We start from the raw sequence: 14,724 nt of genomic DNA, 5'->3' as shown, positions 1-14,724 counted from the left end.
TTTCATGTGCGGGCTTCTGCCCTTGAGTTTACCCGTGCGGGTCCGAACACCGGACCGCGCCGAGGCTGTGCTTCAGGCGCGTTCGGCCACTTCCCTGTCGATGCGCGCCGACCAGTACACCGTCACCGCCCAAAGGACGATGAAGAGCGCGGCGATGAAGAACATCGAGCTGATGACGAATCCCGAGGCGAGCAGCAAGATCTGCACGACCCAGCCGAGTGCCACGCCGGGCCGCTTCTGCCCGATCCGTCGCGGCAGCAGCACGACCGATACGATGGCGAGGACAGCCAGAACGGACGCACCGATGAGCAGCTGTGCCAGGGTCATCGATCCTGCAGTCCTGACTTCGAGGCCATAGGCCGTGAGCACCGCGAAGTAGACGACGAAGAGTTCGCAGATGAGGATCGATCCGCACAGGACCGGGAACTTCGACTTCATTCGGCGTCCTCCTTGCCCAGCAGCAGTCGCGCCTCGGCCACGGTGTGCAGTGATCCGGTGACGACGATTCCCGGGCTCGACGCGCCTGAGCTGTTGGCCAGGTCGATGGCCTTCATCAGGGCGGCATTGAGGTCAAGAGCTTCGAGCACGGAGTCCTCGTCCACCCATTCGCGAGTCGCCTCGGCGAGCTTCTCCGTGCTCAGCGCGCGGGTACTCAGCGCTTCGCTGACGACGAAGACGTCGGCGCTGCGGTGAAGCTCTTCCAGCACACCGTGGATGTCCTTGTCCGCGAACATTGCGAGGACCATCACGGTGTAGTCGAAGTCGAACGCCTCTGCCAGCGTGTCGGCGAGCACATGAGCGGCATCGGGGTTGTGCGCCCCGTCGACGACGACTGCCGGGCCGGTGCGCACGAGTTCGGCCCGCCCCGGGGATGCCACATGCGAGAGGCCTTCGGCGACGGTTTCGAGTTCGAGCGGTTTGTCCTCGTCCGACAGGAACGCCTCTGCCGCAACGACCGCGACCGCCGCATTGTGCGCCTGGTGGATGCCGTGCAGCGGCAGGAAGATGTCTGCATAGACGTCACGCATACCCTGCACGGTCACGAGCTGCCCGTCGACTGCCCGCTGCCGGTCGAGGAGCCGGAAGCCGCGGTCTTCGACCAGGGAGATCACCTGTCGGCGCTCCACCTCGGTGTCGAGGGCGGCCTGCGCCTCTTCGACCTGAGCGCCGATCACGGCGACAGGGGCCGGAGCCGGCGAGGGGTCGACCGAACGGTTGAGGATCCCTGCCTTCGTCACAGCGATCTCGGTCAGTGTGTCGCCGAGGAACTGCTGATGGTCGAGGCTGATCTTCGTGAACACGCAGACCTGGGCGTCGGCGACGTTCGTCGAATCCCATTCGCCGCCCATGCCCACCTCGGTCACGACCACGTCGACGGGAGCGTCGGCGAAGACTGCGAAGGCGAGCACTGTCAGCGCTTCGAAGAAGGTCAGCTTCCCACGGCCTTCGGCCACGAGCTCGGCATCGACGATGTCGAGGTACGGAGCGATCTCGTCGTGGATCCGCACGAACGTCTCGACCGAGACCGGCGCGCCGTCGACCGAGATGCGCTCGGTCACCGAGTGCAGGTGCGGGCTGGTGAAGCGGCCCACACGCAGATCGTGGGCCGTGACGATCGCATCGATCATCCGCGCCGTCGACGTCTTCCCGTTCGTCCCGGTCACCGTGATGACAGGAGCGGCGGTGTGGATGTCACCGAGCAGTTCGCACGCACGGCGGGTCGCATCGAGTCGGAGCTCGATCTGCGTCTCCCCCGCCCGCGCCAGCAGCAGGGCATAGACCCGGGCCAGCTGCGCCGCAGCGGTGCCAGCCGGATCCTCGGCGCTCATGCTCGGCTCACAGCCAGCCGGGTGCCGGCCGGCAGCTCGTCGGGGGTGAAGACCTGATCGGCTCCGTCGACGGAGCCGAATTCGAGCGAGCCAGCCAGCGTCTCACTGGCGATGAGGTCACGATGTGCTGCGAGAGACGCGGTGACGTCCTCGCCGGCTTCGACGACCACACTGATGCGATCCGAGATGTGCAGATCGAGCTGCTTGCGGATTGCCTGGACAGCGCGCACGGCATCACGGGCCATGCCTTCGGCCTCCAGCTCAGGGGTGACCCTGGTGTCGAGCGCGAGGAAGCCGGAGTCGATCGCTGCCAGCTCCATGCCATCGGTTCCCGATTCGGCCACCGAGTCGAGGGTGTATTCGCCCTCGATGAGGTCGATTCCGCCGCTGGTCACTGTGCCGTCGTCGGCGACAGACCAGTCGCCGGACTTCGAGGCCTTGATGACCTGCTGGACCTGCTTGCCCAAACGCGGCCCGGCAGCGCGCGCGTTGACCACGAGATTCTGCACCAGGGAGAACCCGGCGGCCTCCGCCTCGGCGACATCGAGGACTGTGACCTCACGGACGTTGAGCTCATCGGCGATGATGTCGGTGAACTCACTGCCCAGGTCGGTGTCATTGGCAACCGTGAGCGTGTTCAGCGGCAGCCGCACGCGCAGCCGGTTGGCCTTGCGCACCGACGACGCCGTCGAGCAGATGTCGCGGGTCAGGTCCATGGCAGCGACGAGGTCGGCGTCGGCCGGGAACAGGTCGGCGTCAGGGTAGTCGGCCAGGTGCACCGAACGCGCGCCGGTCAGTCCTCGGTAGACCTCTTCGATGGTGAATGGCAGCAGCGGAGCGGCAACCCGGCAGAATGCTTCGAGGCACGTGGCGAAGACGTCGAAAGATTCGTGGGTCTCGGCCGTGCCGTCCCAGAACCGGCGGCGTGAGCGCCGGACATACCAGTTCGTGAGCATGTCCAGATAGCCGCGCACGAGTTCGCAGGCGGCCCAGATGTCGAGGCCTTCCATCGCTTCGGCGAAGTCGGCGATGAGGTCGTGGGTCTTGGCCAGCAGATACCTGTCGAGGACCTGACTCGAGTCATAGCGCTCCTGCGCCTGGTAACCCGTCTTCTGTCCCTCGAGCCCGTCGGCGGCATTCGAGTAGGTGGCGAAGAACTGCCAGGTGTTCCACAGCGGCAGCACGACTTGGCGCACGCCGTCGCGGATGCCCTGTTCGGTGACGACGAGGTTGCCGCCGCGCAGGATAGACGAGGCCATGAGGAACCAGCGCATGGCGTCGGAGCCGTCGCGGTCGAAGACCTCGTTGACGTCCGGGTAGTTGCGCAGCGACTTCGACATCTTCTGACCGTCGGAGCCGAGCACGATGCCGTGCGAGATGCAGTTCGTGAACGCTGGCCGGTCGAAGATCGCAGTGGAGAGAACATGCAGCAGGTAGAACCAGCCGCGAGTCTGTCCCACGTATTCGACGATGAAGTCGGCCGGGAAGTGGTTGTCGAACCATTCGGAGTTCTCGAACGGGTAGTGGACCTGGGCGTAGCTCATCGAGCCCGAGTCGAACCACACGTCGAAGATCTCCGGGATACGCCGCATCACGGACTTCCCGCTCGGATCGTCCGGGTTCGGGCGGGTCAGGTCATCGACCCACGGGCGGTGCAGGTCGACTTCGCCCTTGTCGTTGCGGGGAAGCGTGCCGAAGTCAGCTTCGATCTCGGCCAGGGACCCGTAGACGTCTGTGCGTGGATACGACGGATCGTCGGAGGTCCAGACCGGGATGGGCGAACCCCAGAAGCGGTTGCGTGAGATCGACCAGTCGCGGGCGTTTTCGAGCCACTTGCCGAACTGTCCGTGCTTGACGTTGTCCGGCACCCAGTTGATCTGCTCGTTGAGCTCGACCATGCGGTCCTTGAACTCGGTGACGCGCACGAACCAGGAGGAGACCGCGCGGTAGATCAGCGGGTTCCGGCAGCGCCAGCAGTGCGGGTAGGAGTGCTCGTAGGATTCGTGACGGACCAGCAGCGCCGAACGCTGGGACAGCGGCCCGGTGTGGTTGCGCAGGTCCTTGATGATGTTCTTGTTCGCGTCGAAGACCTGCTGGCCCGCGTAGTCGGGAACGGTCGAGTCGAAGCAGCCGGCATCGTCGACGGGACGCGTCGCAGTGATGCCGTAGGAATCTGTCAGGTCCTTGTCCTCTTCACCGAAGGCCGGCGACTGGTGGACGATTCCGGTGCCCTCGTCGGTGGTGACGAAGTCGGCTTCGAGGATCGTGTGCATGCGGTCGCCGAATTCGTCCTGGCGGCCTTCGAAGTAGGGGAACGGAGGTTCGTAGGAACGACCGAGGAGTTCGCTGCCCGAGAAGGTGCGCAGAACTTCGGGGTTCTCCCCGAGCTCACGGGCGTAGGCACTGACTCGCGCCTCGGCGAGGATCAGGGTCTTGCCCTGCAGCTCCTCTGCCCCGTCCTCCCCCGCGACGACCGCGACGAGCGGAATCTCGGGGTTGACGGCCACAGCCTGGTTCGAGGGCACGGTCCACGGGGTCGTGGTCCAGATGAGGACCCATTCGTCGGAGTCGACGAGCTTGTAGCCGATGGTCACGGCCGGATCCTGACGCGACTTGTAGACGTCATCGTCCATGCGCAGCTCATGGTTCGACAGCGGTGTCTGGTCCTTCCAGCAATACGGCAGCACACGGTAGCCCTCGTACACGAGGCCTTTGTCCCAGAGCTGTTTGAACGCCCAGATGACGCTTTCCATGTATTCGACGTTGAGCGTCTTGTAGTCGTTCTCGAAGTCGACCCAGCGGCCCTGACGAGTGACGTACTCCTCCCACTCTTTCGTGTACTTGAGCACGGAGGAGCGGCAGGCGTCGTTGAAGGCGGCCAGCCCCATGCCGCTGATCTGGGATTTGTCGGTGATGCCCAGCTGGCGCTCGGCCTCGAGCTCAGCGGGAAGTCCGTGGGTGTCCCAGCCGAAGCGTCGGTCGACCTTCTTGCCTCGCATCGTCTGGAAGCGCGGGACGACGTCCTTGACGTAGCCGGTGAGCAGGTGCCCGTAGTGGGGCAGGCCGTTGGCGAAGGGAGGTCCGTCGTAGAAGACGAATTCGTTCGACCCGTTATCGCCGGAATCGCGCTGGTCGATCGAAGCCTGGAATGTCCCGTCCTGCTGCCAGTATTCGAGGACGGCGTCCTCGATGTCTGGGAAGTTCGGAGAGGCACTGAGGCCGAAGGCTGAGGTCGACACCTTGGGGTACAACGGTTGCGTCATGAGCGTCCTTTTGAGTCACTGCGGTCACTGTCACGAGGACGACATTGCTGCCGCGGTACCACCTCGCTTATCCGGACTGGTCTGCCGTCGGGTGAGACGGACGATCAGCGGATCGCTCATAGCCGGAGTGATGACGGGTCCAACCGTCCGGGTCTACTGGGTGCCGCTCCTTGCGCCGAGGTGCTCGTGCGCAGGTGGGTCACTGTTCTTCCGGATGCTCCCCGGTGATGGCCGGATCGACGCAGGTCCAATCGTATACCTTGCCCGGGTGCGAGGACCATTCGCACCCGGGCTCGGCAACTGAGCCGCGGCAGCTCACAGGCCCGAGTTGCGGGCCACCTTGTGCTGGGCCGCCTGCGCGATGGGTCGGATGACCATGAGATCGACGTTGAAGTGGTGTGGCCGGGTCAGGGTGTAGACCACGGCGTCGGCCACATCATCGGCGGTCAGCGGGTTCTCGACGCCTTCGTAGGTCTTAGCCGCGCGCGCTTCGTCCCCGCCGACGCGCTTGAGGGTGAACTCATCGGTGGCGACCATGCCGGGGGCGATCTCGATTACGCGCACCGGTTCACCTGCCAGTTCGAGCCGCAGTGTCGCTGCGATCGAATGCGAACCGTGTTTGGCCGCGACGTAGCCGCCTCCGCCTTCGTAGGCCTGATGCCCGGCTGTCGAGGACATGACGACGATGTCCCCGCGACCCGAGTCGACGAGCGCCGGCAGGAATGCTTTGACCACGCGCAGGACGCCGAGGACGTTGATGTCGAACATGTCGCGCCAACCCTGAATCGAGGCCTCGGCGACGGTGTCGGTGCCGAACGCAGCACCGGCATTGGCCACGAGCGAATGCACGGCTCCCCCGGCCAGAACCTCGGCGGCCATCGCCTCGACGGCGGCATCATCGGTCATATCCGCCACGATGTAGCTCGCGCCGGTCTCCTCGGCCAGCGTCCTGAGCTTGTCCTCGCGGCGGGCCACGGCCACAACGTCCCAGCCCTCTTCGCGCAGGCGCCGCACGGTGGCGGCGCCGATGCCTGAACTCGCACCGGTGACGACTGCTCTGAGTGTTTCCATCTGTGCTCTCCCGAATGGTCGTTGTGACTGATCGCGAACGCGATCACCTGATTCACATCACAGTCTACGGATTCGACGTCGGATCGGGGGCCGTGTCGCCGGTGTCTGCCCTGCGAGGGGACGACGACTTCCGCGCAGGTCTGGCCTCGGGCCTGGAATGGGGATTCCGCGGGCCACCCTCGCCGAACACGGCGCGAACGCCGGGGATCTTGACTGCCGCCCAGGTGAACGCACCGCAGATCGTCGCATAGACGAGCGGCATGACGAGCGCATGGAGGAGCACGCCGGGCACGGTCGTCGGCAGTCCCATCTCATTGCGGACTGGGTAGAGGATGAGCGGGTGGAGCAGGAAGACTCCGAACGAGTACGGGTAGAACCAGTGCAGGAAGCGAAATCCCGTGCGCATGTGGTGATGGAGCAGCAGATAAGCGGATAGGGAGGCGACGACGACGCCCGGGGACAGGTATTCGTAGGGGAACATCCACGGCTGCTCCCCCGGTCCGAAGCCGGCCCACAGGATGGTCACTGCGGTGGATCCGAGGAAGGCGAGCCAGGCCAGAGCGACTCCGCGGGTGGAGAGCACGACATCGCGCAGCACCCATCCGAGGATGTAGAAGCCGGCCATGGGCAGGAAACGCGTGGCGATGTTCGCCTCGCCCACGTCGAAGACGATGCTCGCCCACTGATCGAGCATGCCGATGCCCAGGAAGATGAGGCCGGTACCCCATTGCAGGCGACGAGAACCGTGGATGCTCAGCAGCCGGAAGAACGGGGTGAGCACGGTCAAGCCGGCAAGGACGTAGAGGAAGTAGAGCTGGACGAAGGGAGAGCCGGTGAGGATGGCGATGCCCGGGTTCCAGTCTTCGTCGGTCGGTGAGAGATAGTAGCGCCGGAAGGCGATGTAGACGATGGTCCAGAACACGAGCGGGATGCCGATGCGCCAGACGCGTTTGCTGAGGAACTTGCGTGGCTTGTTCCCCCGTGCCGGGTCAAGGGCGAGAGCTCCGGAGATCATGATGAACACCGGCACCGACCAGCGGCTGGCGGAGTCGAATGCGTTGGCCACCCACCAGTCCGGGCCCATCGACGCATAGTTCTGCTCGACGATCGTGCCCAGTGAGTGGATGGCGACGACTGCGACGATCGCCACTGCTCGCGCTGGGTTCATCCACGCGGTCGAGGTGGGCGGCAGATTCTGAGAGCCAATTCTGTCCAAGGTCGCCATGGACCAATATTCTCATCTTCTGACACCGTGAGGTCTCACGGTCCGTTCCGGCACGTCGGAGGCTTCGTTGAGGATGTGAGTGCCACCACGTTTTCGGCATCCGAGTCGCCGACTCGAGCGAGTGGTCGCACGCATGGCTTCACAGTGGCCGTGCTGCTGCGTCCGCGACCGGGCGCGCGAGGGCTGAGACGGGTTTGGCCACAGGCCTCCCGGGTGAGAAAATCAACAATTATGAACACACCTGCCTTTTCGGACTCGACGCACGAGTCAGTGAACCTGCCGGACAAGCCGGCCCTTGAAGGACTTCGCGACAAATGGGACGCCGCGTGGAGCGAGAGCGGAGTCTATGCATTCGATGTCGATACGGATCGCGAGCAGGTCTATTCGATCGACACTCCCCCGCCCACGGCATCCGGTTCCCTCCACGTCGGGCACGTCTTCTCCTACACCCAAACCGACATCATCGCCCGCTATCAGCGCATGCAGGGCAAGAACGTCTTCTATCCCTTGGGCTGGGACGACAACGGTCTGCCCACAGAGCGCCGGGTCCAGAACTACTACGGAGTCACCTGCGACCCCAGCCGAGCCTACGAACCGGACTTCACCCCACCAGCGAAACCGGCGAAGAACTCCCGTGACTTCGTCAAGGTCTCGCGTCAGAACTTCATCGAACTCTGCGAGACGCTGTCAGCCGCGGACGAACAGATCTTCGAGGACCTGTTCCGCTCCACCGGTCTCTCAGTGGACTGGAAGTACACCTACCGCACGATCGACGATACGTCGCGTTCGGTGAGTCAGCGAGCCTTCCTGAGTGATCTCGGCAATGGCCACGCGTATTCGCAGGATGCCCCCACGATGTGGGACGTCACCTTCGGCACAGCGGTCGCGCAGGCCGAGCTCGAGGACCGCGAGAAGGACGGCGCCTATCACAAGGTCAAGTTCTATCCGGAAGGTGCGGACGGGCTGGCCGACACCTCTGTCGAACCGATCGTCATCCTGACCTCGCGGCCCGAACTCATTCCGGCCGTAGTGGCCCTCGTCGCCCACCCCGAGGACGATCGCTACACGCCGTTCTTCGGCACGAACGTCATCTCCCCGCTCTTCGGCGTCAGCGTCGAGGTCCGGGCGCACGAACTCGCAAAGTCCGACAAGGGCACGGGCATCGCCATGGTCTGCACCTTCGGCGACCTGACGGACGTGACCTGGTGGCGTGAGCTCGATCTGCCCACCCGCGCAGTGATCAACCGCGGCGGTCGCCTCAACCTGGAAGTCCCCGAGTGGATCGCCGCCTCCCCGAAGTCCGACGCTGTCGCCAACTACGAGAAGCTGGCCGGCAAGACCACCTTCTCTGCTCGCAAGGACATCGCGGAGATGCTCATCGAATCCGGTGACCTCATCGGCGAGATCGAGCCCATCACGCATCCTGTGCCGTTCTACGAGAAGGGCGACAAGCCACTCGAGGTCGTCACCTCTCGCCAGTGGTACATCCGCAACGGCGGACGGTCGGCCGAACTCCGCGATGCGCTCATCGCCCGCGGGCGCGAGATCGAATGGCACCCGTCCTTCATGCGCTCGCGCTACGAGAACTGGGTCGAGAACCTCAACGGCGACTGGCTCGTGTCGAGGCAGCGATACTTCGGTGTGCCCATCCCACTCTGGTACCGCTTGGACGCTGACGGCGCCCCGGACTACGAGAACCCGATCGTTCCCGAATCTCTGCCTGTCGATCCCGTCGCCGAGGTACCCGCCGGCTACACCGCCGACCAACGTGATGTGCCGGGCGGATTCGCCGCCGATCCCGACGTGCTCGACACGTGGGCCACGTCGTCGCTGACGCCCCAGCTGTTGGGCGGATGGAGCCGAGACGAAGAGTTCTTCTCGAAGGTCTTCCCGTTCGATCTGCGCCCCCAGGGCCATGACATCATCCGCACCTGGCTGTTCTCGACGGTCGTGCGTGCGAACTCGCTCAATGACGCCGCCCCGTGGAAGCACGCCGGCCTCTCCGGCTGGATCCTCGATCCTGACCGGAAGAAGATGTCGAAGTCGAAGGGCAACGTCGTGGTTCCCTCTGACATTCTGGGCGAGGCGAAGCCCGGGTTCGGTCCCGACGCGGTGCGCTACTGGGCAGCCAGTGCGAAGCTCGGCGCGGACACCGCCTACGACGTCAGCCAGATGCAGATCGGACGTCGCCTGGCGATGAAGCTGCTCAACGCCTCGAAGTTCGCGTTGGCCCAGGGTGTCCACGCGGGTCTCGTCGGCCAACTCGGATCGGTCACGCATGATCTCGACCGGGCGCTGCTGAGCAGGCTCGCCGAGGTGGTCGAGAGCGCGTCCGGACACATGGCGGCCTACGACTATGCCCACGCCCTGCGCGAGGCGGAGAGCTTCTTCTGGGAGTTCACCGATGACTATGTCGAGCTCGTCAAGGACCGGTCCTACGGCGCTTTCGGCGAGGACGACCAGCTCTCTGCACATGTCACGCTGGCAACCGCACTCGACGTGCTGCTGCGCCTGTTCGCTCCGATCATGCCGTTCGTGACCGAAGAGGTCTGGTCATGGTGGAGAACGGGTTCCGTTCACCGTGCTCAGTGGCCGGGCCGCGAACAGCTGGCACACCCTGACTTCGAGGTGAATCCTGGTCTGCTCTCTGCTGTCGCCGCAGCACTGACCGAGATCCGTCGGGCCAAGACCGAGGCCAAGGTCTCGCAGAAGACTCAGGTGGCGAACCTGACTATTCAGGCCCCGGCGGACGTGGTCACAGCGATCAGCGCAGCGCAGGGTGACCTCGCGGCTGCCGGTCGGGTCCACAATCTCGTCACTGAAGCATCCGGTGAGGAGCTTTCGATCTCGACGATCGAATTCGTCGCACAGGACTGAGCAATATCGCACGGAACTGAGTCACTCAGCACACGGGCCCGCGTCTTCGGACCGGGCCCGTGCGCTATGTTCCCAGATCATCACACGCCGATGCCCCATCGCCCTGCGCCTGCCCCTACGATGGAACCATCAGCCGTGGGAGCACAGGGCTCCCCCGACGACGAAAGGCCTGTCCACAATGAGAAGCGAACTCTTTTCGAAGCGCAATGCCGAGATCCAGAACCAGGACCGCTGGACACTGCAGTCGGACAAGATGCTGCGCACGGTGATCACTCCCAACTCCCCCATGATCGCCACGAAGGGTGCCATGGTCGCCTATCAGGGTGACATCCGCTTCACCCATCAGGGCTCGAAGTCCGTGGGCCAGTTCATGAAGAAGGCTGCCACAGGCGAGGGCGGCAATGTCATGCGCGTCGAGGGCAGCGGCGAGGTCTTCTTCGCCCGTGACGCTACGAACATCTTCATGATGGCCCTCGAAGGTCAGCAGGATGCTCTGACGGTCAACACTGCGAACCTCCTGGCCTTCGACGATTCGCTCAACTGGGAGATCAAGCGCATCAAGGGCGGTGTCGGGGCCATGGTCAGCGGATCGGGACTGTTCAATCTCGAACTCAATGGATCCGGCACGGCTGCCATCGCCTGCCATGGTGCTCCAATGGTCCTTGACTGCTCTCAGCAGCCGACCTTCGTCGACCCGCAGGCCGCCGTGTGCTGGTCATCGGCTTTGGCTCCGCAGATCAAGACCGATGTGAGCGTGGGAACGTTCTTCGGCCGGGGTTCGGGCGAATCGGTTCAGCTCGCATTCCACGGCCCCGGCTTCGTCGTGGTCCAGCCCGCAGAGAACGCCGTGGCGACCGCGCAGGCCTGAGGGCCACACCGTTCAGATCGCTCGGGTCCGGTTCCCCGCTGTGGGGACCGGGCCCGAGTCGTACCGCGGGTGACGCAGGCCCTCAGTCGACGGTGGAGCGCAGTCGGCTCTCTCCCCCACGATCGACGCGGTAACGGCGGAAGGCCGGGAATACGAGCGCGCAGACGATGACGAGCACGATGACGGCGATCCCGCCCCCGGCAGAGGCGACCGTCGTGCCGGTGACCTCCGCAACCGAACCGTGGAGGACGTCGGCGATGCGAGGACCGCCTGCCACCACGACGATGAATACGCCCTGCATGCGCCCGCGCATGTCATCGGTGGCCGCCTCCTGCAGCATCGTCGACCGGAACGCCGACGAGATGATGTCCGCGCCGCCGCCGAGCGCGAGTCCGAGGAGAGCGACGATGAGCGCCGCCGTCCAATATCCGGCCGCGAATTCGAGAGCGACGCCGAACAGCGTCATGGCACTGCCCCAGACGATGATCGCGATGATCACGGCCAGGCCCTGACGCTCGATGCGGGAGACCCAGCCGGAGAATATCCCTGCCAGCGCACTGCCGCCTGCCAGAGCCGCGAAGAGCAGCGAGAAGACGATGCCGCCCTCTGGTGGTCCGCCGAAGGTCTCTGCGGCGATCTGTGGGAACAGGGCTCTGGGCATGCCGAAGACCATGGCGATGACGTCGACGAGAAGCGACACCATGACGACAGTGTTCGTGCCCAGATACCGGAAGCCGTCGATGACCCCTTTGACACCCGAGCGGGTATCTGGCTGACGTTGCGGGACCAACGGCGGAAGCCGGATGACCGCGTAGAGAGTGGTGATGAGAAACAGAGCGTCGAGGACGTAGAGCAGCTGGTATCCGAAGACCGGTATCAGTGCTCCGCCGATGACCGGTCCGGCCACGGCGCCAAGAGTCATCACCGTCATATTGAGCGAGTTCGCCGCTGGCAGCAGCTCGAGCGGGACGATGGTCGGCAGGAGCGCTCCCCGAGCCGGCTGGTTGAGCCCGAAGAAGGCCTGTTGGAGGGAGAATACGCAGAGGAGGAGCCACACATTGTCGATGCGAAGAACGGCGATGAGTGCGAGCAGCGAACTCGTGACGATCAGGCCGGCCGTTGAGACGATGAGGAGCTTGCGACGGTCGATCAGATCGGCCAGCGAGCCGCCCCAGAGTCCGAAGACGATGAGCGGCACGAGGCCGAACATTCCGCTGAGCCCCACATAGCCGGACGAACCGGTGATGTGATAGATCTGCGCGGGTATGGCCACGACCGTCATCTGAGCACCGACGACGGTGACGATGTTGGCCAGCCACAGGCGACGGTAGTTGTCGTAGCGCAGCGGTCGCGTGTCCGCGAAGAGCCTCATCCGCGGTCAGGCGTCAAGCGGACTTCTTCGAAGTCCGAGTCTGCTCCCGCGGGATGAGGGTGGGGGCGACGTTCTTCTCGACGACGTCCTTGGTCACGACCACCTCGGCGATGTCCTCCCGTGAGGGCACGTCGAACATGACGGGCTGGAGAACCTCTTCCATGATCGAGCGCAGGCCGCGGGCCCCGGTGCCGCGCAGCAGCGCGAGATCCGAGATGGCCTCGAGAGCGTCGGTCTCGAAGCTGAGCTCGACGTTGTCGAACTCGAACATGCGCTGGTACTGCTTGATCAGGGCGTTCTTCGGTTCGGTCAGAATCGACATGAGCGCCGCGCGGTCGAGGTTCGAGACCGTGGCGAGGACCGGGACGCGACCGATGAATTCGGGGATCAGGCCGAACTTCAGCAGATCCTCGGGCAGGATGTCCGCGTAGAGGTCCTCTTCGTCGTTCGACGACTGCAGCAGGGCGCCGAAGCCGATGCCGTGCTTGCCCTTGCGTCCGGCGACGATCTCTTCCATCCCGGCGAAGGCACCGGCGACGATGAAGAGAACATTGGTGGTGTCGATCTGCAGGAAGTCCTGGTGGGGGTGTTTGCGTCCGCCCTGCGGCGGAACCGAGGCCTGAGTGCCCTCGAGGATCTTCAGCAGTGCCTGCTGGACGCCTTCACCCGAGACGTCACGGGTGATGGACGGGTTCTCCGACTTGCGGGCGATCTTATCGATCTCGTCAATGTAGATGATGCCGTGCTCGGCGCGCTGGATGTCGAAGTCCGCAGCCTGGATGAGCTTGAGCAGGATGTTCTCGACGTCTTCGCCCACGTAACCTGCCTCGGTCAGTGCAGTGGCGTCGGCGACGGCGAACGGCACATTGAGGCGTTTGGCCAGCGTCTGAGCGAGGTAGGTCTTGCCGGAACCGGTGGGACCGACGAGGAGGATGTTCGACTTCGCGATCTCGACCTCCGAGTCATCCGACCCCAGAGTCTTCGTGTCCTCGCTGCTCTGCAGAGACCTGATGCGCTTGTAATGGTTGTAGACCGCGACGGAGAGCGCCTTCTTAGCAGGCTCCTGACCGACCACGTATTCCTCGAGGAAGTCGAAGATCTCGCGGGGCTTGGGAAGCTCGAGCTCTGTGTGCTCGCTCGTCGCTTCGCTGAGCTCCTCTTCGATGATCTCGTTGCACAGACCAATGCATTCATCGCAGATGTAGACACCAGGTCCGGCGATGAGCTTCCGCACCTGCTTCTGTGATTTGCCACAGAAGTTACATTTGAGCAGATCTGCTCCGTCCGCACTGCGAGCCACTGTCACAACCTTTCGCCAGGACGCTTGGCCCCAACTCTACCGCTCGTGTTTCCTGTACCTCAATAGCTTCCCATATGTGGCTGACACGAGCGTTCAGGGCCGTCATACGGTGTGTCGGAGACACTGCTGCCACCGAGTCTGTCCAAACTACTCGCCGGGGCTCGTGGCGGCAACTTGCCACCCGTGCCCCAAGCCCTCTCCCTGTAGGAGACGAGGACGGGCCCGGACAGCGAACAGCTGTCCGGGCCCGGTTCGGTGCACTCGGCTCAGACTCCCTTGCGCGAGGTCAGCACCTGATCGACGAGACCGTAGTCCTTCGCCTGCTCGGCGGTGAGGAACAGGTCGCGCTCGATGTCGTTCGAGACCTGCTCGACGGACTTGTTCGAGTGGTCCGAGAGCGTCATCTCGAGCCACTGGCGCATGCGCAGCACCTCGGCGGCCTGGATCTCGATGTCTGAGGCCTGTCCCTGTCCCTGGCCCTCCATGGCGGGCTGGTGGATGAGGACGCGAGCGTTGGGCAGAGCCAAGCGCTTGCCGGGAGTGCCGGCGGCCAGCAGCACAGCTGCGGCCGATGCGGCCTGGCCCAGGCACACGGTCTGGATTTCGGGCTTGATGTACTGCATCGTGTCGTAGATTGCGGTCATCGCGGTGAATGATCCGCCAGGCGAGTTGATGTAGAGCGTGATGTCGCGGTCTGGGTCCTGCGACTCGAGGACGAGCAGCTGGGCCATCACGTCATCGGCGCTCGTGTCATCGACCTGCACGCCGAGGAAGATCACGCGATCGTCGAACAGCTTCGTGTAGGGGTCCTGGCGCTTGAAGCCGTAGGGAGTCCGCTCTTCGAACTGCGGCATGACGTAACGGGACTGCGGCATGTTGCCTGCGGTGGACCCTGGCATAAAGTTCATTGAATTCATTC

General features: G+C 64.2%; 10 protein-coding genes. 2 read left to right on the top strand and 8 right to left on the bottom strand.

From position 1 onward, the window contains the following. Positions 1 to 72: 72 nt before the first annotated feature. From MPN20_RS00385 to MPN20_RS00365, 5 genes are all read right to left on the bottom strand, one after another. On the bottom strand, positions 73 to 438 hold the full coding sequence (locus MPN20_RS00385) for a DUF4233 domain-containing protein (protein WP_242777997.1): 366 nt from the start codon (positions 436 to 438) through the stop codon (positions 73 to 75). Beyond that, positions 435 to 1,829, bottom strand: coding sequence for a Mur ligase family protein (locus MPN20_RS00380; protein WP_242777993.1), 1,395 nt, complete (start codon positions 1,827 to 1,829; stop codon positions 435 to 437). The genes MPN20_RS00385 and MPN20_RS00380 overlap by 4 nt, the downstream gene beginning before the upstream one ends. Beyond that, positions 1,826 to 5,092, bottom strand: coding sequence for an isoleucine--tRNA ligase (gene ileS / locus MPN20_RS00375; RefSeq protein WP_242777990.1), 3,267 nt, complete (start codon positions 5,090 to 5,092; stop codon positions 1,826 to 1,828). The genes MPN20_RS00380 and ileS overlap by 4 nt, the downstream gene beginning before the upstream one ends. Before the next feature lie 315 nt (positions 5,093 to 5,407). Continuing rightward, positions 5,408 to 6,163, bottom strand: coding sequence for an SDR family oxidoreductase (locus tag MPN20_RS00370; protein ID WP_242777987.1), 756 nt, complete (start codon positions 6,161 to 6,163; stop codon positions 5,408 to 5,410). Between the two features lie 64 nt (positions 6,164 to 6,227). Next, positions 6,228 to 7,388 (bottom strand): acyltransferase, encoded by a 1,161-nt coding sequence (locus MPN20_RS00365; protein WP_242777984.1) that lies wholly within the window; start codon positions 7,386 to 7,388, stop codon positions 6,228 to 6,230. A gap of 231 nt (positions 7,389 to 7,619) precedes the next feature. Here MPN20_RS00365 and valS point away from each other — a divergent pair, with 231 nt between their 5' ends. Both valS and MPN20_RS00355 read left to right on the top strand, forming a co-directional pair. Beyond that, the gene (gene valS / locus MPN20_RS00360; protein ID WP_242777981.1) at positions 7,620 to 10,265 is read left to right on the top strand and encodes a valine--tRNA ligase; all 2,646 of its coding nucleotides are present in this window, start codon (positions 7,620 to 7,622) and stop codon (positions 10,263 to 10,265) included. 178 nt (positions 10,266 to 10,443) lie between these two features. Continuing rightward, on the top strand, positions 10,444 to 11,133 hold the full coding sequence (locus MPN20_RS00355; protein ID WP_242777978.1) for an AIM24 family protein: 690 nt from the start codon (positions 10,444 to 10,446) through the stop codon (positions 11,131 to 11,133). A gap of 82 nt (positions 11,134 to 11,215) precedes the next feature. On the opposite strand, the gene MPN20_RS00350 is transcribed toward MPN20_RS00355, so the two are convergent. The 3 genes from MPN20_RS00350 to MPN20_RS00340 form a co-directional block, all read right to left on the bottom strand. Continuing rightward, entirely contained in the window at positions 11,216 to 12,505 is a 1,290-nt protein-coding gene (locus MPN20_RS00350; protein ID WP_242777974.1) for an MFS transporter, read from the bottom strand. A 13-nt stretch (positions 12,506 to 12,518) separates the two neighbouring features. Continuing rightward, positions 12,519 to 13,805: an ATP-dependent Clp protease ATP-binding subunit ClpX gene (gene clpX, locus MPN20_RS00345; RefSeq protein ID WP_242777971.1), complete on the bottom strand. Its 1,287-nt coding sequence runs from the start codon at positions 13,803 to 13,805 to the stop codon at positions 12,519 to 12,521. A gap of 266 nt (positions 13,806 to 14,071) precedes the next feature. Further along, complete coding sequence (locus MPN20_RS00340; protein ID WP_242777969.1) at positions 14,072 to 14,713, bottom strand: ATP-dependent Clp protease proteolytic subunit; 642 nt, start codon at positions 14,711 to 14,713, stop codon at positions 14,072 to 14,074. Between the last annotated feature and the right edge of the window lie 11 nt (positions 14,714 to 14,724).

The sequence above is a fragment of the Brevibacterium sp. ZH18 genome (assembly GCF_022748595.1).
Lineage (GTDB): Bacteria > Actinomycetota > Actinomycetes > Actinomycetales > Brevibacteriaceae > Brevibacterium.
This window is presented reverse-complemented; position numbering and strand designations above follow the sequence as displayed.